The following is a 20,349-nucleotide window of genomic DNA, read 5'->3' as shown; positions in this document are numbered from 1 at the left end:
GACTGGGGACAATCGATGGCTGACCATAGCGAAGTGGCGTACACCACCGCCGACGGCAACGACTACGTTGCCCACGAGCAGACCTATGAGGGCTTCATCAAGCTGGTGAAGTACGGCACGGCCTCGGTCGCGCTCATCGTGATCCTGATGGCGATCTTCCTGACCTGATCCATCGCCTGCCGCACCGACAGCGCCGTCGGTGCCCATAAAATTTGCATACAAGCCGGTTCCAAAACCGGTATCCAACGTTGCGGGAGTAACGCTAAGTTCGCGTGCGCGTTTTTGCCCGCGTCGCCGGAGGGCCTATGAAGATCGCCGTTGCCAAGGAAATCGATCCGTCGGAGCCGCGCGTTGCCGCTTCGCCTGATACGGTGAAGAAGTTCAAGGCGCTGGGCGCCGAGATCGCCGTCGAGCCGGGCGCCGGCCTCAAGTCGGGCCTGCCGGATTCCGAATTCACCGCCGTGGGCGCCACCGTCAGCGCCGATGCGCTGAAGGATGCCGACATCATCATCAAGGTGAAGCGTCCTGAGGCGTCCGAGCTCGCGCAGTACAAGCGCGGCGCACTCGTCATCGCCATCATGGACCCCTACGGCAACGAGGCCGCGCTGAAGACGATCGCTGATGCCGGCGTCTCCGCCTTCGCGATGGAATTGATGCCGCGCATCACGCGCGCGCAGGTGATGGACGTGCTGTCGTCGCAGGCGAACCTCGCCGGCTACCGTGCCGTGATCGAGGGCGCCGAGGCTTTCGGCCGCGCTTTCCCGATGATGATGACCGCGGCGGGCACCATTCCGGCCGCAAAAGTGTTCGTGATGGGCGTCGGCGTCGCCGGCTTGCAGGCGATCGCCACCGCGCGCCGGCTCGGCGCCGTGGTCACCGCGACCGACGTGCGGCCCGCCACCAAGGAGCAAGTGGAATCGCTCGGTGCGAAATTTCTTGCCGTCGAGGACGAGGAGTTCAAGAACGCGCAGACCGCCGGCGGCTATGCCAAGGAAATGTCCGAGGAGTACCAGGCCAAGCAGGCTGCGCTCACCGCCGAGCACATCAAGAAGCAGGACATCGTGATCACGACCGCGCTGATTCCGGGCCGGCCGGCGCCGAAGCTGGTCTCGGCCGAGATGGTCAAGTCGATGAAGCCCGGGTCGGTGCTGGTCGATCTCGCCGTCGAGCGCGGCGGCAATGTCGAGGGCGCGCGGCCGGGCGAGGTCGCCGATGTCGATGGCATCAAGATCGTCGGCTACACCAACGTCGCCGGCCGCGTCGCGGCGTCGGCTTCCAGCCTCTACGCGCGCAATTTGTTCAATTTCATCGAGACCATGATCGACAAGGGCAGCAAGGCCCTGGCCGTGAACTGGGACGACGAGCTGGTCAAGGCCACCGCGCTGACCAGGGACGGCGCCGTCATTCATCCGAACTTCCAGCCGAAAGCGTAAGGAGAGCCGCCATGGAGCATGTTGCACAGGTCGTCGACCCCTTTGTCTTCCGGCTGTCGATTTTCGTTCTCGCCGTTTTCGTCGGTTATTTCGTGGTGTGGTCGGTGACCCCTGCGCTGCACACGCCGCTGATGAGCGTGACCAATGCGATCTCCTCGGTGATCGTGGTCGGCGCGCTGCTGGCAGTCGGCGTCGGCATGATCTCGAGCGGCTCGGGCTGGGCGCGCGGCTTCGGCTTCGTCGCACTCATCTTTGCCTGCGTAAACATCTTTGGCGGCTTCCTTGTCACCCAGCGCATGCTGGCGATGTACAAGAAGAAGTCGAAGTAAGCGGCCACCTCGGGCTGAAGGGACAGATGGGGACCTGAGATGAACGCTAATATCTCTGCATTCTTGTATCTCGTGGCGGGGGTGCTGTTCATCCTGTCGCTGCGCGGGCTATCGAGCCCGGCGACGTCGCGCCAGGGCAATTTGTTCGGCATGATCGGCATGGGGATCGCGGTTGCAACCACGCTCGCCAGCCATCCGCCGGCGGACGGCGTCGCCTGGATCCTCGTGATATCGGGTATTGCCATCGGCGGCACGATCGGCGCGGTGATCGCCCGCCGCGTGCCGATGACCTCGATGCCGGAACTGGTCGCCGCCTTCCATTCGCTGGTCGGCATGGCCGCGGTGCTGGTCGCCGCCGGTGCGTTTTACGCGCCCGAAGCCTTCGACATCGGCACCCCCGGCAACATCCATCCGCAGAGTCTGGTCGAGATGTCGCTCGGCGTCGCCATCGGCGCATTGACCTTCACCGGCTCGGTGATCGCGTTCCTGAAGCTGTCCGCGCGGATGAGCGGCGCGCCGATCATCCTGCCGTTCCGTCACATCATCAACATTGCGCTCGCGATCGCGCTCGTCGTCTTCATCGTCGGGCTGGTGATGTCGGGCAGCGCGCTCGATTTCTGGCTCATCGTCATCATCGCGCTGGCGCTCGGCGTGCTCATGATCATCCCGATCGGCGGCGCCGACATGCCGGTCGTGATCTCGATGCTGAACTCCTACTCGGGCTGGGCGGCTGCCGGCATCGGCTTCACGCTTGGCAACTCCGCGCTGATCATCACCGGCGCGCTGGTGGGATCGAGCGGCGCGATCCTGTCCTACATCATGTGCCACGCGATGAACCGGTCCTTCATCTCGGTCATCCTCGGCGGCTTCGGCGGTGAGACCGCCGCGGCCGGCGGTGGAGCAGGCGGCGAGCAGAAGCCGGTCAAGCTCGGCTCGGCCGACGACGCCGCCTTCATCATGAAGAACGCGCAGAAGGTCATCATCGTGCCCGGCTACGGCATGGCGGTGGCGCAGGCCCAGCATGCGCTGCGCGAAATGGGCGATATCCTGAAGAAGGAAGGCGTCGAGGTGAAATACGCCATTCACCCGGTCGCCGGCCGCATGCCCGGCCACATGAACGTGCTGCTGGCCGAGGCCAACGTGCCCTATGACGAGGTGTTCGAGCTCGAGGACATCAACTCCGAATTCGCGCAGGCCGACATCGCCTTCGTGATCGGCGCCAATGACGTCACCAACCCGGCGGCCGAAGAGGACAAGACCTCGCCGATCTACGGCATGCCCGTGCTCCAGGTCTGGAAGGCCGGCACCGTGATGTTCATCAAGCGCTCGCTCGCTTCGGGTTATGCCGGCATCGACAATCCGCTGTTCTACCGCGACAACACCATGATGCTGCTCGGCGACGCCAAGAAGGTCACCGAAAGCATCGTCAAGGCAATGTAGCGCGGAAGGAAACGACCGTGGCGTGTCGCCCGGCACGCCGCCCATGTGGCGGCGTGCGGCCGCCGCGACGTTCCGGCGAGTCTCCCGCCCGATGTCATGAAATTGCTGCGGAGCGGTCGCAAGCCCTGAGCCGGAAACCGGCCGCGTCATCATGACCATCGTCAAGTGGATCGCCATCCTGCTCGTGACCGGCTATTGCGCCGGTCTCCTCGTGCTGTATGTCCGGCAGCGCGAGATGCTGTTTCCGATCCCGCCCGTCGCTCGCACCGCGCCGGATGCCGCTGGCTTCCCCGAGGCCGAGGAGCATGTCCTGGCTACCTCGGACGGTGAGAAGGTGATCGTCTGGCACGTGCCGGCGAGGCCCGGTCGGCCCGTGATCCTGTATTTCCCGGGCAATGGCGATTTTCTCGCCGGCCGTGTCAGCCGCTTCAAGGCCATGACGGCGGACGGCACCGGCCTGGTCGCGCTTTCCTATCGCGGCTACGCGGGCTCGAGCGGTGCGCCGAGCGAGGATGGCCTGCTGCGCGATGCCGCGGCCGCCTACGCCTTCACCACTGCGCGCTACGCGCCGGAACGAATCGTCGGCTGGGGCTTTTCGCTCGGGACGGGCGTGGCGGTGGCAACCGCTTCGGAGCATCGTTTTGGAAAATTGATCCTGGAAGCTCCCTATACGTCGACCGTCGACGTTGCAGCTTCCTCGTTTTGGTTCGTTCCGGTGCGCCTGCTGATGCGCGATCCGTTTCATTCCGACCAGCGCATCCCGCGCGTCACTGTGCCGCTATTGGTGATGCATGGCACCCATGACCTTGCCATTCCGATCCTGTTCGGAGAGCGTCTGTTCGCGCTCGCGCATGAACCGAAGCAGTTCGTTCGCTTTGCGGACGGCGGACACGACAATCTCGATGCATTTGGTGCGATCGAAACGGCGAGGCGCTTCATTGCTTCCTAGACGGCTTGCTCTTCGGCGCGGGAGCGTACTCATCACTGCGATCCTAGCGCTGTTGCCGCAGCATGCATGGGCGGCACCCGTCCTCGACGGCGCGGCGATGCGCTGGCCCTATGCGCTGCCCTTTGCAGGCCTGCTGCTGTCGATCGCGCTCGGACCGCTGCTGTTTGCAAAATTCTGGCACCATCATTACGGCAAGATCGCCGCGGCCTGGTCGCTGCTGGCCTTGGCCCCGCTCGTCATCCTTGCCGGAAGCATGGCGACGCTGGCGGCGCTCGTCCACGCCATGCTTGCCGAATATCTCGGCTTCATCGTGCTGCTGTTCTCGCTCTATGTCGTGGCCGGGGGCGTTCTCATCACGGGCGACATCAAGGCGACGCCGGCAGCCAACGCCGGCATCCTCGCGCTCGGCACGCTGATGGCGAGCATCGTCGGCACCACGGGGGCGGCCATGATCCTGATCCGCCCGTTGGTCCGGGCCAACCGGCCGCGGCGCCACAACGCGCATGTCGTCATCTTCTTCATCATCCTGGTCGCCAATGTCGGCGGCGCTTTGAGCCCGCTCGGCGATCCTCCGCTGTTCGTCGGCTTCCTGCACGGCGTCGACTTCTTCTGGACCACGCGGACCATTTGGCTGCAGACGGCGGTCGTCGCCGGACTGCTGCTTGGGATCTTCGTCGCCATCGACGTCTGGCGCTTCCGCAGCGAGTCGCCGCGCGGCGACGCAGGCCCCGCGCCGAGCGGCACAGGCCTCGCGGAGCCAGTCCGTATTCGCGGCCTCGTCAACCTGGTGCTGATCGCAGCCATCGTCGCCAGCCTGCTGGCCTCGGCGATGTGGAAGCCCGGCATCGCCTTCGACATTCTCGGAACCAGGATGGAGCTGGAAGACATCGCCCGCAACGCGGCGCTGCTGGCTATCGCGGCCCTGTCGGTGTGGTTGACGCCGGACGAGCACAGGCAGGCCAACGGCTTCACCTGGGAGCCGATCCGCGAAGTCGCAAAACTGTTCGCCGGCATTTTCGTCGCGATCATTCCGGTCATTGCCATGCTCGATGCCGGCCATCACGGCGCGTTTGCCTGGCTGTTGTCGGCCGTGACGGCGCCGGACGGTACGCCGCGCGAGGTCGCCTATTTCTGGTTCACCGGCCTGATGTCGGCGTTCCTCGACAATGCGCCGACCTATCTGTTGTTCTTCGAGCTCGCCGGCGGCGACCCGCAAGTGCTGATGCATGAGCTCTCGGGCACGCTCGCCTCCATCTCCATGGGCGCGGTCTACATGGGCGCGCTCACCTATATCGGCAATGCGCCGAACTTCATGGTCAGCAGCATCGCCAGCGAGAACGGCATCGAGATGCCGAGCTTCTTCGGCTATCTCCTGCGCGCCGGTGCCGTGCTGATCCCGCTTTTCCTGCTGCTGACGCTGCTGCCGGTCGCGCCGGTCCTGCACTGGCATTGAATCTGCCGGCCGATTTGCTACTGCTCGCATCCAACAGTGGAGCAGTGGATGAGCGCGCATAGCCCGATGCCCCGGTCGGCCTGGATCTTTCCGGCGCTGGCCGTGCTGATGTTCGCCGCCGTCAGCGCGACGGGCTACGTGTTCACGCTGACGTTCGGCGGGCTCGTCTTCGCCCTCGTGCTCCTGGTCATCCTGTTCGGCACGGTGTTTGCCGCGGTTCATCATGCCGAAGTGATCGCCGAACGGGTCGGCGAACCCTATGGCACGCTGGTGCTGACGCTGTCGGTGACCATTATCGAGGTAGCGCTGATCACCACGATCATGCTCGGCGACAAGCCTGCCCCGGCCCTGGCGCGCGACACGGTGTTCGCCGTGGTCATGATCGTCTGCAATGGCCTCGTCGGCCTCTGCATCTTCATCGGCGGCCTGCGCTATCGCGAGCAGGGTTTTCAGCTCTCCGGGGCCAACGTCTATCTCAGCGTCCTGTTCGCGCTCGCGACCATCACGCTGATCATGCCGAACTACACGACCACCACGCCGGGCCCGGTCTATTCGGCGGTTCAGCTCGGCTTCGTCGACGTCGTCACGCTCGCGTTGTACGGGGTGTTTCTCTACACCCAGACCGTCCTGCACAAGGATTACTTCATCCACGAACGGGCTGACGGCGGGAGCGAGGCGCATCTGTCGGCCCGGACGTTCGTGCTCAGCGTCGTGCTGCTGCTGATTGCACTGCTGGCGGTTGTGCTGCTGTCCAAGAAATTTTCGCTGGTGGTGGACGCCGTCGCGGCCCGGATCGGTGCGCCGCCTGCCTTTGCCGGCCTTCTGGTGGCGCTCCTGATCCTGCTGCCGGAAGGTGTCGCGGCCGTCTCGGCGGCCCGCAAGAACGACCTCCAGAAGAGCATCAACCTCGCGCTGGGCTCGTCGCTGGCCACCATCGGGCTGACCATCCCGGCGGTCGGTGTTGCCACCTATGCGCTCGACAAGGAGCTCACGCTCGGCCTCAGTGGCCAGGGCAGCGTGCTTTTGCTCCTGACCTTCTTTTTGAGCATGCTGACCTTCGGCACGGGCAGGACCAATGTCCTGTTCGGGCTGGTTCATATGGTGGTATTTGCCGTCTACGTGTTCATGGTTTTCGTGCCCTGACCCCTTTCACCGGATGATGTCCCAGGAGAGTTCCGATGCTTGCCGCCAGGTCCGAGGTTCAGATCGACAATGAGGAGGTTCGGGTCACCGAGTGGCGGCTTGCTCCAAACAGCGCGACCGGACATCACACTCACGGCATGGACTACGTCATTGTTCCCGTGGTTGCGGGCGAAATGACCATCGTGGCGCCTAATGGCGACCGGTCGAAGGCGCAGCTTGCGGCTGGAAAATCCTACTTTCGCAAGGCCGGCGTCCAACATGACGTACTTAACGAAACCTCAACCGAGATCGTGTTCCTTGAGATCGAGCTGAAGCCGTAAGTCCGGCGTACCCCTTTGCCATTGATCCGTCGCAGTTGATCCCTCACTATGCCTCAAAGTTCCCGCATCAGATCGCGCGGGGAGTGGCCGGAATGCTGAAATACGTCGCTAAAATCTCGATGGATATCTTCCCCTCGGTGCTCGCAACGATCATCGGGGCGTACATCGTTAATCATTACATCAACGCCAAGCCCGCGACGGATGCCCCCGCGGCCATGGTCGCGCCTGCCGAAGCCGGCAAGAACGGCAAGCCCGCTGATGTGGCCAAGCTCCCGGCGCCCGGCATCAAGGCCAAGGGCATCTCCGAGAAGAGCGTGACGGACAAGCCGGCGGCCGAGAAGACTGCCGATCAGGCGGGCGCTGAGCACAAGACGACTGACAAGTCGACTGAGAAGGCGGCGGCGGACGTGGCACCGGCGGAGGCCGCCCCGCGCGGCAAGCCGTCCGCGCGCGAGAAGACGGTCGCCAAGTCTGCCCCGGCCGTGTCCACCCCGGCCGTCACTGCACCCGCGACCGCCCCGGTGGTGGAGGCTAATTCGACGCCGGCCGCTGCCGCTCCGGCCGCAACCCCCGACGCCAACGATCTCGTGCGCGCCGCGATCGAGCGCCTGCGCAAGTCGCCTGAGGGCAAAGCCGCTGAGGCCAAGCCTTTTGAAGCCAAAGCTGTTGAGATCAGGTCCTCCGAGACCAAGTCGCCCGAAAGGATTCAGGAGCCTGCGGTGCGGGAAGCTGCCCGCACCCCCGAGGCCCCGCGTATCGTCCCCGTGGATCCGTCCATGGTGCGTCCGTTGCCGCCGCCGATCACGGTTTCGACGCCGGCACCCGATACCTATGGCAATGGTGGCTCGTCGCCGTCCTACACGGCCTCGGTCGGTAACGACGATCCTAACCGGATGACTCCGCCAGCTGATATCCCGGTCCCGATGATCGCGCCGCCGCTCGATCTGCGTGCCGATGCCGGTGCGACCATGCCGCGGCCGAAGAAGACCAATGTGGCCGACGAGATGCTGTCGGGCATGAAGTCGATGTTCCACTCGGTCCTGCCGAAGAACTCCACCCCCGACTAAGAGCGGTACCTGTTGCGCCGTCAGCCGCCGACGCGGGCGAGGCCGCTGCGGGCGGCGTCGTCGCGTGGACGAAGCGAGACCGCCTTGGTGTAGGACGCCACCGCCTTGGTCCTGTCGCCCAGCCGTTCATAGGCTTGTCCGCGCGTGGTCCAGACCTGGGCATTGTGCGGATCGGCCTCGGAGGCCTCATCCAGATCGGCCGCGGCCTCCTTGACCTTGCCGAGGGCGAGGTAGCTGTTGGCGCGGCCGAGCAGCGGCTCGACCTTCTGCGGATTGAGTCCGCTCGCGGCGCTGAAATCGGCGATCGCAAAGTCGTGCTGGTTATTGCCCTGGTAGATCAAGGCGCGGCCATAGAGCGCCTGCGCATTGTATGGATCGAGCCCGACCGCGCGATTGAACTCATCGAGCGCGGCCGCCGTCTCGCCGGACTTTGCCAGGGCCTGGGCCTTTGCCGTATGGGCCTGGGCCTCGCTGACGTTGCCGGCGCTGACCGCGTTCTCGGCGGTCGTGGTTGCCTTGGGGACCTCCTGCGGCTTGTCCTTCTCCGGCATCAGCGATCCCAGGTCGAAGGAGCAGCCGCACAGCGCGATCCCCATCAAAGCCAGCGCGAGCGGCTGCTGCCAGACCTGGCGCAACCGCGCCACGCGGCGCTTGGGGAAAGAGGAGGCCATCTACGGTTCGCTCGCGCTGGTGCCGCATCGGTAGAGTGCCCCGTCCCGGAAAAGGCACCGCTCATAAAACAATAACGCGGGCCAAGGGCCCGCGTCATCGAAAACTGAAGTCTATTCAGGTCCGGTAAATCAGCGCGGTCCGCGCGGACCTGCACCGGCACCAGGACCTGCACCGGGGCGACCGCCACGATCACCGCCGGGGCCGGCGCCGAACACCGGCTTCGGCTTCATCGGCAGCAGGCCTTCGCGCTGCAGCTTCTTGCGGGCCAGCTTGCGCGCGCGGCGCACGGCTTCGGCCTTTTCGCGGGCCTTCTTCTCGGAGGGCTTCTCATAGTGACCGCGGAGCTTCATCTCGCGGAAAATGCCCTCGCGCTGCATCTTCTTCTTCAGCGCCTTGAGGGCTTGATCGACATTGTTATCGCGAACGAGAACCTGCACGCGGCATCCTCTTCAGTGGATCGGATTTGAATTCTGGTAAGTCAAAGGGGATGGCGCACGCGCAAGCCCTTAACCTTGAGGGCGCGGATGTATCAGACAAAACCGGGGATGTCCACCGGCCAACCGCGTTTTCGGGCCAAGTTCAGCCATTAAATGAGGCACAAATACCGCCGTACGGCCCCGATTTGGGAGATTTGACGCCAAGGGTGGGGCCGTTTCCGGAGCTTTGTTCCGGAATCTTTGAAAGCAGGGGACGACACATGGATATGAAAAAATACGCGGCCGAGGCTATCGGCACCTTTTGGCTCACCTTCGCAGGTTGCGGAAGTGCGGTGATCGCAGCCGGCTTTCCGCAGGTCGGTATCGGTCTGGTCGGAGTCTCGCTCGCATTCGGCTTGAGCGTCGTCACGATGGCCTATGCAATCGGCCACATCTCCGGCTGCCATCTCAACCCGGCTGTCACCGTCGGTCTTGCGGCCGGTGGGCGATTTCCGGCCGGACAGATCCTGCCCTATGTGATCGCGCAGGTCGCCGGCGCGATCGTGGCCGCGTGGCTCCTCTACGTCATCGCAAGCGGAGCTCCCGGGTTCGACGTCAGCAAGGGCTTCGCCTCGAACGGCTACGACGCGCATTCGCCCGGCCAGTACAGCATGATCGTGTGCTTCATCACCGAGGTGGTGATGACCATGATGTTCCTGTTCATCATCATGGGCTCCACCCACGGCCGCGCCCCCGCGGGCTTTGCGCCGCTGGCGATCGGGCTCGCGCTGGTGATGATCCATCTCGTCAGCATTCCCGTCACCAACACCTCGGTGAACCCGGCGCGCAGCACGGGACCGGCCCTGTTCGTCGGCGGCTGGGCGCTGGCGCAGCTCTGGCTGTTCTGGGTCGCACCGCTGATCGGCGGTGCGCTGGGCGGGGTGATCTACCGCTGGCTCAGCGAGGAGCCCACCGGCGTCGTCGCGGGCGCGAAGACGGCTTGATCGGCAAACGGGATCGCGGCGCTGATCGCCGCGGTCCCGTTACTTGACTGTTGCCGGCCTGACTTCGGTGACGTGGCCCATCTTGCGGCCGGGGCGCGGGGCGCCCTTGCCGTAGATGTGCACGGTCGCGCCCGGCACGCTCAGCCACTTTTCAAAATCATTGATCTCGTCGCCGATCAGATTGGTCATGGTGACGACCTCGCCGTGGCGCACGGGCTTGCCGAGGGGCCAGCCGGCGATGGCGCGGATGTGCTGCTCGAACTGCGAGACGGACGCACCGTCGAGCGTCCAGTGTCCGGAATTGTGCACGCGCGGAGCGATCTCGTTGACCAGCACCTTCGGTCCGGTGCCGTTGGTGAGCACGAACATCTCGACGGCGAGCACGCCGACATAATCGAGCGCGCTCGCGATCTTGCCGGCGATGCTGCGCGCTTCCTCGGCGAGCACGTCCGGGATACGGGCGGGCGCACGGGAGATCTTCAGGATGTGGTCGCGGTGCTCGTTTTCGGTGACGTCGAAACACTCGACCTGGCCTGTGGCGGCGCGGGCGGCGATCACGGAAATCTCGCACTCGTACGGCACGAAGGCTTCCAGGATCGCCGATTTGGTGGCGAGACTGGTCCACGCCTTGGCGATGTCGTCACCCTCGCGGATGATGGTCTGGCCCTTGCCGTCATAGCCGAAGCGGCGGGTCTTCAGCACCGCCGGAAGGCCGATCCTCGTGATCGCTTCGCGCAGCGAGGCGACGGAAGTGACGTCGGCATAGGCCGCGGTGCCGATGCCGAGGCGCGTGACAAAATCCTTCTCGGCGAGGCGGTCCTGGGTGGTCTCCAGGATCTTGCGGTTGGGCAGCACGGGGCGGCGCGCATCCAGCACCATTGCGGCCGCGGACGGCACGTTCTCGAATTCGTAGGTGATGACGTCGACGTCGTTGGCGAACAGCTCGAGCGCTTCGACGTCGGCATATTCGGCGCAGGTCGCGTTCAGGACCACGTCGAAGGCCGGGGAGTCCGGATCGGGCGAGAACACCTGGCAGCGCAGGCCGAGGCGAGCCGCTGCCGTGGCCAGCATCCGCCCTAATTGTCCGCCGCCGAGGATTCCGATGGTGTCGCCGGGCTTCAGCTTCACCTGCTTTGCGTCAGTCACGCCTTGTCCTCCGGGCGCTCGGCGACCGCTTCGGTCTGCGCCTTGCGCCAGGCGGCCAAGCGATCGGACAATGCCGGGTCGGACAGAGCCAGCACGGCAGCCGCCAGCAGCGCCGCATTGATCGCGCCGGCCTTGCCGATGGCGAGGGTGCCGACCGGGATGCCTGCGGGCATCTGGACGATCGAATAGAGCGAATCGATGCCCTTGAGCGTCCTGGATTCGACGGGAACGCCGAACACGGGCAGTTCGGTCAGCGCTGCCGCCATGCCGGGCAGGTGCGCAGCGCCACCCGCTCCGGCGATGATGAGCTTGTAACCGGCCGCCTTGGCGCCCTTGGCGAACGCAAACAGACGGTCGGGGGTGCGGTGCGCCGAAACGATGCGGGTGTCGGCGGCGACGCCGAGCGCTGCGAGCGTGTCGGCGGCATGCCGCATCGTCTCCCAGTCCGACTGGCTTCCCATGATGATGGCGATCGGCGCGGTCATGACGTCAATTGTGCTCGAAAAACAGAAAGATAGGCCAGATTAACGGTTCCGGCCGGCGGATCGCAAGGCGGTGGCAAGGAGAAGGGAATGCACTATCCTGTCTTGGTGAATCCCCGCAAGCCTTCATTGAGCAGGATGCCCATGAAGAAACCAAAAAGGGCAAGCGCTGCGAAGGCCAAAAAGGGCCGGAAGACCAGCGCCAGCCACTCCAAACCCGCCCCCAGCCGTCCGGCCAAACGTGTGCTCAAGCGTCCGACCAGACCGTCGCGTCGCGAGGCGCCGGCCGATGACGGCGCCGCGACCATCAAGGCGACCATCCGCGACCTGCGAAGCAAGCTCAAGGGGGCGCTGCGGCGGGTCGCGGAACTCGAGGCGGCCGCCGACACCGACTTCCTGCTCGATATCCCGAACCGGCGCGGCTTCGAGCGCGAGCTCGCGCGCGCCGTCGCCTACATGAAGCGCTACCGCGCCAGCGGCGCGCTGATCGTGCTCGATGTCGATCGCCTGAAGCCGATCAACGATTCCTTCGGCCATGCCGCCGGCGACGAGGTGCTGAAGGCGATTGCCACCACGCTGACGCGGCAGGTCCGCGCCTCGGACGTGGTCGGCCGGCTCGGCGGCGACGAGTTCGCGCTGCTGCTCTGGAATCTCAGCGAGACCGACGCCAAGGCGAAGGCCGCGGCCTTCGAGCAGGCCATCGACGAATTGTCCTTCGTGTTTCGCGGCCAGCACGTGAGCGCGGGCGCCTCAGCCGGGGTCGCGCTGCTGGGGGCGCAGTCCGACGCCGCTCGCGCCCTGGAGGAGGCCGATGCAGCCATGTATGTGCGCAAGGCGCACCGGCGGCACGAGCCGCGCATCAGGCTCGTCAGCAGCTGATTTTAAAGCGTGCCGAGGTCCTTCGGTACGTTGCCGAAGCTGCGGAGCAGTTTGGCGTCACCGAATTCGCCGGTCATGGGATCACCGCTGCGGCTGAACGCGACCGCGCCGATGTGGCCGGCGCCATGCGACATCATCTCGGCGCGCCGTAACGCGGCCGCCGAGGTCTGGCATTCCTCGGCTGCACCTGCGACCGGCGATCCGTCCTCGTCGGTCAGGAAAGGCAATGCAACGTAATAGGTGACATCGGACATGGTCGGCTCCGATAGCTGACAGCTCAGGCGGCGCTGCTCTTGCTCCGCATCTTGCTGCGCGAGGTCTCCGGAATGCAGCCGGCGGAAATCGCCGCCTGCAATTGCTCGAGCTCGGCCTCCAGATATTCATTGGCCATGATCAGCGCCTTGATGGTGCTGCGCAGATTGCCGTCGCACATCGCGATCGCCTGATCGCAGGCTTGTTCATAATGGCTGTTGTCGAGAAGGGCGGTTGCCGACATCTGCGTTTTCCTTGGACGTTTTCCTGGGGGCTTTGGTGCTCGAATGTTCTTATTTTGTTCCTTTCGAGTCAAGCGGATTCACATGCGGGAAGCCGCCATAAAGCTTTCCCTGTGGATCAGGCGATGATGTCGGGCGTGATCTGGTCTTCGATGAACGCGATACGGTCACGCAGCAACAGCTTGCGTTTCTTCAACCGCTGCAACCGCAACAGGTCGGGGGCGGGCGATTGATGCAGTGCATCGATCGCCGCATCGAGATCTCGGTGTTCCTGCTGCAACCGGGCGAGCTCGGATTCGAGTTCGCGCTCGTCTTCATTGGTCATGTCTGCGGTGGCCGAAAAACCGATAGGCGTGAGATTAAGGCTGTGGATGCCCTGTGGAAACTATCGTCCTTGCGCGGCGTGATCGCAAGCGATCTGCGACCATTGCTCGCCGATCTCCCGCGACATATTTCTGCGGCTCGCTCCGGCGCTGCGCAAGCACGTTGATATCATGTATTTTTCCCGCGTGGTTCCCTTACTCACGCTTCATTACATATGAATTTTCAAAAATGACGGTGCGACGACGGATACCCATCGACAGAACGAATCGGTGATGTACACTTGCTCGTCCGGATCGAATCCAAGGTTCACCCCTACCGAGGAGGTTTCGAATGACAATTCAGGCACATCTGGTTGAATTGGAACGGAAGCACAAAACTCTCGAAAACGAATTGCACGACGCTCTCGTGCACCTTTCAACAGACGACCTGCAAATTGTTGAGTTGAAGCGCCGGAAGTTGATGGTCAAGGACCAGATCGAGCGTCTGAGGCACGGCGACACGCTCCACTAGTAACCCCCGTAACAGCGTAGAGTTGATCGTACCCTTTCACGCAGGGGTGGGAGCTTTTGCGCTCATCCCTGCCACAAGGGGCATGGGCTCGCGGAATCATCATTGCGCAAGACCTAGAGGCCTGCGAGCTCGGCGACGTGATCCGCGATCGCGAGCGATGACGTCAGTCCGGGCGATTCGATACCGAACAGATTGATCAGGCCTTCGACGCCGTGATCGCGCGGGCCCTGCATCAAGAAATCCTGCGTGGCCACCGCCGGCGGCACGATCTTCGGGCGGATGCCCGAATAGCTCGGCATCAGCGCGCCGTCAGGCAGCGTGGGCCAGTATTTGCGGATCGCCGGGTAGAAGCGCTCGGCGCGTGAGGGGTCGACCTCGTAATCGATCGTCTCGATCCACTCGACGTCAGGGCCGAAACGCGCCTGCCCTGCCATGTCCAGCGTCAGATGCACCCCTAGCCCGCCCGGCTCGGGCACCGGATAGATCAGGCGCGAGAACGGCGCCCTCGCATTGCAGCTGAAGTAGTTTCCCTTGGCGAGATAGGCCGGCGGAATCCGCTCCAGCGGCATGCCGTCGATGTTGCGCGCCACATTCGTCGCCGAAAGCCCCGCGGCGTTGATGAGGAGGCTGCATTGCAGCGTCATCGGCGCTTCGCCGCCCGCCTCGATCTCGATGATTCCGGCGGTCGCTTTGGCGCGGATCAGCGGGGTGTGAAACGCGAAGGCTGCACCTGCTTCCTCGGCTTCACCGCGCAGCGAGAGCATGTAGGCGTGGCTGTCGATGATGCCGGTCGAGGGCGACAGCAGCGCGGCGTCGCAGGCCAGGGCCGGTTCCAGCGCGCACGCCGCCTCGCCCGTGAGCAGCTGCATGTCGAGCACGCCATTGGCTTCGGCATGCGCCTTGATCGATTGCAGCTTTTCGGTCTCTTTCGGATTGGTCGCGACGATCAGCTTGCCGCAATTCCTGTGCGGGATGCCGCGCTCGGAGCAGTAGCGGTAGAGTGCATGCTTGCCGTCGACGCACATGCGCGCCATCCAGCTCCCGGCGCGGTAGTAGATGCCGGCATGGATCACCTCGCTGTTGCGCGAGGAGGTGATGGTGCCGATGGCCTCGGCCTCCTCGAGCACGATCACTTCGCGCCCGGCCTGCGCCAGCTTTCGAGCCACCGCGAGCCCGACCACGCCGGCTCCGATGACGACGCAGTCGACCCTATCCATGGTTGTGCAGGACGTCCGCTCGAAGCGACGGTGGCCTCAGGCCCGGGAACGACGGCGCGAGGGCGTTTTCTATTAAGGAAGCATTTATCATGTCAGGGCAATTGCCGTATTTGACGTCACATTTTTCTTTTGCGCGTACAGGCGTTTACCCGATCCAAACCCGCGAGGCCAGACAATCCGACGTTGAAATTGGGTGGCTGATGGCTGAGAAGAACTGGCACGTGGGCAGCACGCTTCCGATTGCAGTGCAGGCCGTCGTGTGCCTGGCCGCAGCGGTCGCGCCTGCGCGCGCCTTTGCCCTCTCGGACAGCTTCGCCCCTCCGAGCTATCTCGGCGAGCTCAACCCGAGCGTGATCTGGGAAGCCCTGATCGCGGGCGTCGTCATCTGCTCGTTCCTCGCCGCGATCGCGCTGTGGATCCATTCCTCGCTGCGCCGGACCAGACGCCTGCAGTTGCGGCGCAACGCGTTCGTCTCCTCCGCCATGAACAATCTCAACCAGGGCGTGGTGATGACGGATGCGCAGCGGCGCATCATCTTCTGCAACGACCGCTATCTCGAGATTTACGGCCTGGCGCGGTCGGATCTCTGGGCCGACATGACCGGCCCCGATATCCTCGAACTGCGGCGCAATCGTGGGGTGCTCGGTGGCGCCTCCGACGACGAGTTCTACGAAAAGGCTACAAGCCCTAATGGTTTGATCACCGAACTGCCCGACGGGCGGGCCATCCTGGTGAAATATTTCGTGCTGCCCAATGGCGGCTCGGTGGCAACGCATCTGGACGTCAGCGAGCAACGCAGATTGTCGCGACAGCTCGCCTCCACCAAGCAGTTCCTGGAAACGGTGCTGGACAACGTGCCGGCCTGCGTGGCCGCGAAGAACATCGAGGATGGCCGCTATATCTTCGCCAACAGCGCCTATGAGCGCTTCTGGGGGTTTTCGCGGGACCAGGTCGTCGGCAAGAACGCACGCGAGCTGTTCGCGCCGAACTCGGCGGCCAGCATCGAGGCGACCGATCGGGCGGCGCTCATCGCGCCCGCCGGCCAGTACCGCAACGAATTCGAGGTCGAGCGCGGCGCCACCCAGCGGATGGTGGCCTCGATCCGGATCGTGGTCCGCAACGAGAGCAACAAGCCTGAATTCCTGCTCGTGGTGTTCGAGGACATCACCGACCGCCGCTCGCTGTCGCAGGAGCTGGAGAGCACGAAAAAATTCTTGGAGCTCGTGGTCGACAACATCCCGGTGGCGCTGATCGTCGAGCAGGTCAGGGACGGCCGCTATCTGCTCGCCAATCGTAGCGCCGAGACGATCCTCAACCGCAGACGCGAGGACGCCACGGGCCTGACCGCGTCCGACATCTTCAATCCCAAGGAAGCAAAGCTGATCATCGCGCGCGACGAAGCCGCGATCAAGAAGCGCGGGATGATCACAGAAGAGCATCCGATCTCGACCAAGGACGGCTTGCGGCTGTTCCTGACCCGCCGCGCCACCGTGCTGAACGACGCCGGCGAGCCGCAATATCTGATCAAGACCCACGAGGACGTCACCGATCGCCGGCAGACCGAGTCGCGCATGGCGCATATGGCCTATCACGACGGTCTCACCGATTTGCCGAACCGTGCCGCTTTCTTGCAGGCGCTGACCCAGATGATCGAGGCCTGCGAAGGCACCGGCGAGGAGTTCGCGGTTCTGTGCGTCGACCTCGACGGCCTCAAGGAGGTCAACGACGTCTTCGGTCATGCGCACGGCGACAAGCTTCTGGTCGAGGTGGCCCAGCGGCTCCAGGACTCCGCGCGCGGCGGCGTAGTGGCGCGCCTGTCCGGCGACGAGTTCGGCCTGATCATCGACGGCAAGCAGCCGGAGGCAGGTCTCGCGCTGGCGCAGCAGATCGGTAATGCCATCGCCGGGGAATTCCAGATCGACGGCCGGCCGGTCCGCGCGGGCGTCACCACCGGCATGTCGATCTTCCCGCACAACGGCGCTGATGCCGCCTCGCTGCTCGCCAATGCCGGCGCGGCGCTGTTCCGCGCCAAGCAGAAATCGCGCGGCACGATCAGCCTCTTCCAGCCGGAGATGGACCAGCAGATCCGCGATCGCCGCGTGCTGCATCAGGACCTCTCGATGGCGATCAAGAACGGTGAGCTCTCGCTTGCCTTTCAGCCGCAGGGAGCCACCGGCCACAGTGTCGCCGAGAGCGAGATCATCGGCTTCGAGGCGCTTGCGCGCTGGCAGCATCCGGTGCGCGGCCAGGTCTCGCCGGCGGAATTCATCCCGATCGCGGAAGAAAGCGGCCTGATCGTCGAGATGGGCGAGTGGATCCTGCGTGAGGCCTGCCGCGAGGCGGCGTCCTGGCCGAAGCCGCTCCAGATTGCGGTCAATTTGTCGCCGGCGCAATTCATGCACGGCGACGTCGTCGGGCTCGTCCATGCGATCCTGATCGAGACGGGTCTCGCACCCGGCCGGCTCGAGCTCGAGATCACCGAGGGCGTGCTGATCGAGGACTTCGATCGCGGTCTTGCGCTTCTGCGCCGGCTGAAGGCGCTCGGCGTGCGCATCTCCATGGACGATTTCGGCAGCGGTTATTCCTCGCTGAGCTATCTCCAGGCGTTCCCGTTCGACAAGATCAAGATCGACCGCGCCTTCATCATCAATCTCGGCCGCAACCCGCAATCGGCGGCGATCGTGCGCGCAGTGATCGACCTCGGCCATGGCCTGGAAATGTCGATCGTCGCCGAGGGCGTCGAGACGCTCGAGCAACTCGCCTTCCTCGCCGAGGAAGGCTGTGACGGCGTGCAGGGCTATCTGCTCGGCAAGCCCCTGCCGATCGGGAAATATGCCGGCCTCGTCGGCCGCGCCGAAGTCATGGAGCTTGCGCTCAAGACCGGCTAAAGCGTTTTCGAGCGAAGTGGATACCGGTTCGCGTCAAGAAAACGCGTCAAAACAAGAATCTAGAGCCCGTTCCGATTTAATCGGAACGGAAATGGCTCTAGAGATGGAGAGCGCTTCGCTCCCATTCGACGGCTTCATGGCGGATTACGACCTTGCGATCATCGGCGGTGGCCTGAACGGTGTCAGCCTCGCGCGTGATGCGGCCGGCCGCGGCCTGCGGGTCATCCTGTTGGAGCAGGGCGATCTCGGCGGTGCGGCGTCGTCGGCGACGCCGCGGCTGATCCACGGCGACCTGTCGGTCCTGGAACGGCGCAACTTCTGGCGGGTGCGCCGGGCGCTCGCCGAGCGCCGGACCTGGCTCCGGATCGCGCCGCATCTGGTCCGGCCGATGCGTTTTGTGATCCCGGCTCATTCCGCCGAGCGTCCGCCATGGCTGCAGCGCGCCGGCCTGTTCCTCTACGACAGCCTCGCCAGCCGGAGCGACCTTCCGGCAGCGACCACGCTCGACATCACACATCATCCGGTCGGCAATGCGCTGAAGCGTCCGTTCGGCACGGCCTTCGAATATTCGGACTGTGTCGTCGACGATTCGCGCCTGGTGGCGCTCACGGCACTCGATGCGGGCGAGCGCGGCGCTGCGATCCGCACCGGGGCGCGCTGCGTGCGTGCCGATCGAACCGAGACATGGCGGCTCGCGGTGGTCGATCGCGGCCATCGCCGCACGATCACGGCCCGGGCACTGGCCAACGCCACCGGCGCCTGGACCTCGATGGTCGCGGAGACCGTGTTGCGACAGCCGCAGCCATCAATGGCGGCGATGCAGATGAGCCAGATCATCGTGCCCAGGCTGTTCGAATCCGACAACGTCTACGTCTTCCAGAACAGCGATGGACGGCTGATCTTTGCGAGTCCCTTCGAGCGCGACTTCACCCTGATCGGCACGGTCACGCATGACTTCACCGGCGATCCCGCGATCGTGGCGATGCCGGGGGCCGATGTCAGCTATCTCTGCGAGGCGGCCAGCCGCTATTTTCGCGAGCGTGTCGCGCCGACCGACGTGGTGCGCGCGGTCTCCGGCGTCAATTTGACGCCGGCGTCCGCGCGGCGACGCGACGGCACCACGCTGTTCCACGCGCGCCGGCGCAAGGCGCCGCTGATCACCATGTTCGGCGGCGACGTCACCACCTCGCGCCTGCGCGCCGAACGGGCGGTGACGCGCCTCACACCGTTCTATCCGATGTCAGCACCCTGGACCGCCGGCGCGGCGCTACCCGGCGGTGATTTTGCCTGGGACCGTTTCGACACCGAGGTCGATCTCGCGCGTGACCGCTGGAGGTTTCTCTCGGAGCCAGAGGCCCAGCGCCTGGTCGCGGCCTATGGCTCGCGGCTATCGGCTGTGCTTGGCGAGGCCAAGAGCCACGACGAACTCGGCCCGGCCTTCGGCCCTGAACTGAGTGGCGCCGAGGTGCGCTATCTCATGACCTACGAATGGGCGCGCTTTCCAGAGGACATCTTGTGGCGCCGCTCTAAGCTCGGCCTGACCTTGTCGGCGGCGGACCGTGACGCGCTGGCCGCGTTCATGGCGAATGTGAACTAGACCGAGCCACGCTGGCCTGGCATTCCGCCGGGATCGCGAGCACCATGACGGATGGCGTGGATAATAATCTCCTCGTTCCCAATCTCGTAGAAGACGAGAAATGGGTAGGGAGTCGTGGTCAGTCTTCGGACGTCCGGAGACCGATTTCGGGATGCGTTGGCAATAGGCCGATCACGTCCTGAATGCGCTTTTGGACGCGCGCTGCTGCTTGCGGTGACGTTGCTGAGATGTAGGTGAGAATAGAATCGAGGTCGGCCAGCGTGGGAAGCGTGTAGCGGAGTTTCACAGGCCGTGTTTGGCCCAAGCCGCGCGGACCTGAGCCTCGGTTGCAAATTCGTCTCGCTGGGCCGCCTCTTTGGATACGGCAATTGCTGACCTTTCATCATCCGATAGGGTGACGGGAGCAGTTGCCTCCGCGCCGGCCAGTTGCAGTACGATCCTGGCAATGTCGTCCTGCGCGTCTGCCGGCAGACTGCGCGCGATCTCTAGGGCCTGATCCAGCAACTTTGTCATGTCTGTGATCATACGCCTTTTGACGTCCCGCATGAAGCTCAATTTAGGACGCCCGCTCCGAACTAGTTGAGCT

The 20,349-nt window shown here is 64.5% G+C and carries 24 protein-coding genes; 14 read left to right on the top strand and 10 right to left on the bottom strand.

The features are described from left to right. The first annotated feature begins 15 nt into the window (after nucleotides 1–15). From IVB31_RS05775 to IVB31_RS05735, 9 genes are all read left to right on the top strand, one after another. Nucleotides 16–168, top strand: a complete 153-nt coding sequence (locus tag IVB31_RS05775; RefSeq protein WP_008136857.1) for an aa3-type cytochrome c oxidase subunit IV — start codon at nucleotides 16–18, stop codon at nucleotides 166–168. Between the two features lie 137 nt (nucleotides 169–305). After that, nucleotides 306–1,433: a Re/Si-specific NAD(P)(+) transhydrogenase subunit alpha gene (locus tag IVB31_RS05770; protein WP_247319719.1), complete on the top strand. Its 1,128-nt coding sequence runs from the start codon at nucleotides 306–308 to the stop codon at nucleotides 1,431–1,433. Between the two features lie 11 nt (nucleotides 1,434–1,444). Continuing rightward, complete coding sequence (locus tag IVB31_RS05765; RefSeq protein ID WP_247319717.1) at nucleotides 1,445–1,762, top strand: proton-translocating transhydrogenase family protein; 318 nt, start codon at nucleotides 1,445–1,447, stop codon at nucleotides 1,760–1,762. Nucleotides 1,763–1,801: 39 nt separating this feature from the next. After that, on the top strand, nucleotides 1,802–3,202 hold the full coding sequence (locus IVB31_RS05760; RefSeq protein WP_247319715.1) for an NAD(P)(+) transhydrogenase (Re/Si-specific) subunit beta: 1,401 nt from the start codon (nucleotides 1,802–1,804) through the stop codon (nucleotides 3,200–3,202). Between the two features lie 151 nt (nucleotides 3,203–3,353). Next, on the top strand, nucleotides 3,354–4,151 hold the full coding sequence (locus tag IVB31_RS05755) for an alpha/beta hydrolase (protein ID WP_247319713.1): 798 nt from the start codon (nucleotides 3,354–3,356) through the stop codon (nucleotides 4,149–4,151). Further along, nucleotides 4,105–5,604, top strand: a complete 1,500-nt coding sequence (locus tag IVB31_RS05750) for a sodium:proton antiporter (protein WP_247319712.1) — start codon at nucleotides 4,105–4,107, stop codon at nucleotides 5,602–5,604. The genes IVB31_RS05755 and IVB31_RS05750 overlap by 47 nt, the downstream gene beginning before the upstream one ends. Before the next feature lie 48 nt (nucleotides 5,605–5,652). Further along, nucleotides 5,653–6,747, top strand: a complete 1,095-nt coding sequence (locus IVB31_RS05745; RefSeq protein WP_247319705.1) for an ionic transporter y4hA — start codon at nucleotides 5,653–5,655, stop codon at nucleotides 6,745–6,747. Nucleotides 6,748–6,782: 35 nt separating this feature from the next. After that, complete coding sequence (locus IVB31_RS05740; protein ID WP_247319703.1) at nucleotides 6,783–7,067, top strand: cupin domain-containing protein; 285 nt, start codon at nucleotides 6,783–6,785, stop codon at nucleotides 7,065–7,067. A gap of 92 nt (nucleotides 7,068–7,159) precedes the next feature. Further along, on the top strand, nucleotides 7,160–8,134 hold the full coding sequence (locus tag IVB31_RS05735; protein WP_247319701.1) for a hypothetical protein: 975 nt from the start codon (nucleotides 7,160–7,162) through the stop codon (nucleotides 8,132–8,134). 20 nt (nucleotides 8,135–8,154) lie between these two features. Here IVB31_RS05735 and IVB31_RS05730 read toward each other — a convergent pair whose 3' ends face one another. Both IVB31_RS05730 and rpsU read right to left on the bottom strand, forming a co-directional pair. Then, nucleotides 8,155–8,805, bottom strand: coding sequence for a tetratricopeptide repeat protein (locus tag IVB31_RS05730; RefSeq protein WP_247319693.1), 651 nt, complete (start codon nucleotides 8,803–8,805; stop codon nucleotides 8,155–8,157). Between the two features lie 129 nt (nucleotides 8,806–8,934). Further along, nucleotides 8,935–9,243, bottom strand: a complete 309-nt coding sequence (gene rpsU, locus IVB31_RS05725) for a 30S ribosomal protein S21 (protein ID WP_247319692.1) — start codon at nucleotides 9,241–9,243, stop codon at nucleotides 8,935–8,937. 260 nt (nucleotides 9,244–9,503) lie between these two features. Here rpsU and aqpZ point away from each other — a divergent pair, with 260 nt between their 5' ends. Then, on the top strand, nucleotides 9,504–10,226 hold the full coding sequence (aqpZ, locus tag IVB31_RS05720; RefSeq protein ID WP_247319691.1) for an aquaporin Z: 723 nt from the start codon (nucleotides 9,504–9,506) through the stop codon (nucleotides 10,224–10,226). Nucleotides 10,227–10,265: 39 nt separating this feature from the next. Here the strand turns inward: aqpZ and IVB31_RS05715 are convergent, their stop codons facing one another. Further along, nucleotides 10,266–11,372 carry a 5-(carboxyamino)imidazole ribonucleotide synthase gene (locus IVB31_RS05715; protein WP_247319690.1) on the bottom strand — a complete coding sequence of 369 codons (1,107 nt, stop codon included), beginning with the start codon at nucleotides 11,370–11,372 and terminating at the stop codon, nucleotides 10,266–10,268. Further along, nucleotides 11,369–11,857, bottom strand: coding sequence for a 5-(carboxyamino)imidazole ribonucleotide mutase (gene purE / locus IVB31_RS05710; RefSeq protein WP_247319689.1), 489 nt, complete (start codon nucleotides 11,855–11,857; stop codon nucleotides 11,369–11,371). The genes IVB31_RS05715 and purE overlap by 4 nt, the downstream gene beginning before the upstream one ends. Nucleotides 11,858–11,998: 141 nt before the next feature. Here purE and IVB31_RS05705 point away from each other — a divergent pair, with 141 nt between their 5' ends. Continuing rightward, complete coding sequence (locus tag IVB31_RS05705) at nucleotides 11,999–12,733, top strand: GGDEF domain-containing protein (RefSeq protein WP_247319688.1); 735 nt, start codon at nucleotides 11,999–12,001, stop codon at nucleotides 12,731–12,733. A gap of 2 nt (nucleotides 12,734–12,735) precedes the next feature. Here the strand turns inward: IVB31_RS05705 and IVB31_RS05700 are convergent, their stop codons facing one another. From IVB31_RS05700 to IVB31_RS05690, 3 genes are all read right to left on the bottom strand, one after another. Beyond that, a complete protein-coding gene (locus IVB31_RS05700; RefSeq protein ID WP_247319680.1) occupies nucleotides 12,736–12,987 on the bottom strand; it encodes a hypothetical protein in 252 nt (83 codons plus the stop codon). 23 nt (nucleotides 12,988–13,010) lie between these two features. Continuing rightward, nucleotides 13,011–13,229, bottom strand: coding sequence for a hypothetical protein (locus tag IVB31_RS05695; RefSeq protein ID WP_247319679.1), 219 nt, complete (start codon nucleotides 13,227–13,229; stop codon nucleotides 13,011–13,013). A gap of 116 nt (nucleotides 13,230–13,345) precedes the next feature. Further along, the gene (locus tag IVB31_RS05690) at nucleotides 13,346–13,552 is read right to left on the bottom strand and encodes a DUF465 domain-containing protein (protein ID WP_247319678.1); all 207 of its coding nucleotides are present in this window, start codon (nucleotides 13,550–13,552) and stop codon (nucleotides 13,346–13,348) included. A 329-nt stretch (nucleotides 13,553–13,881) separates the two neighbouring features. Between IVB31_RS05690 and IVB31_RS05685 the strand changes: the two genes are divergently transcribed. Next, nucleotides 13,882–14,061, top strand: coding sequence for a DUF465 domain-containing protein (locus IVB31_RS05685; RefSeq protein WP_247319677.1), 180 nt, complete (start codon nucleotides 13,882–13,884; stop codon nucleotides 14,059–14,061). Nucleotides 14,062–14,174: 113 nt separating this feature from the next. Here IVB31_RS05685 and IVB31_RS05680 read toward each other — a convergent pair whose 3' ends face one another. Beyond that, nucleotides 14,175–15,278, bottom strand: a complete 1,104-nt coding sequence (locus IVB31_RS05680; RefSeq protein WP_247319676.1) for an NAD(P)/FAD-dependent oxidoreductase — start codon at nucleotides 15,276–15,278, stop codon at nucleotides 14,175–14,177. 200 nt (nucleotides 15,279–15,478) lie between these two features. Between IVB31_RS05680 and IVB31_RS05675 the strand changes: the two genes are divergently transcribed. Together IVB31_RS05675 and IVB31_RS05670 are read left to right on the top strand one after the other, a co-directional pair. Continuing rightward, complete coding sequence (locus IVB31_RS05675; protein WP_247319675.1) at nucleotides 15,479–18,166, top strand: EAL domain-containing protein; 2,688 nt, start codon at nucleotides 15,479–15,481, stop codon at nucleotides 18,164–18,166. A 136-nt stretch (nucleotides 18,167–18,302) separates the two neighbouring features. Next, entirely contained in the window at nucleotides 18,303–19,763 is a 1,461-nt protein-coding gene (locus IVB31_RS05670; protein ID WP_247320365.1) for a glycerol-3-phosphate dehydrogenase, read from the top strand. Nucleotides 19,764–19,881: 118 nt separating this feature from the next. On the opposite strand, the gene IVB31_RS33645 is transcribed toward IVB31_RS05670, so the two are convergent. Further along, entirely contained in the window at nucleotides 19,882–20,049 is a 168-nt protein-coding gene (locus tag IVB31_RS33645) for a type II toxin-antitoxin system RelE/ParE family toxin (protein ID WP_346730854.1), read from the bottom strand. Next, nucleotides 20,046–20,276: a hypothetical protein gene (locus tag IVB31_RS05665; RefSeq protein ID WP_247319674.1), complete on the bottom strand. Its 231-nt coding sequence runs from the start codon at nucleotides 20,274–20,276 to the stop codon at nucleotides 20,046–20,048. Before IVB31_RS05665 ends, IVB31_RS33645 begins: the two co-directional genes overlap by 4 nt. Nucleotides 20,277–20,349 lie beyond the last annotated feature (73 nt).

This window comes from Bradyrhizobium sp. 21 (assembly GCF_023073335.1).
In the GTDB taxonomy this organism is placed as follows: domain Bacteria; phylum Pseudomonadota; class Alphaproteobacteria; order Rhizobiales; family Xanthobacteraceae; genus Bradyrhizobium.
The sequence above is the reverse complement of the archived record's forward strand: the minus strand, read 5'-3'. Positions and strand labels throughout refer to the sequence as shown.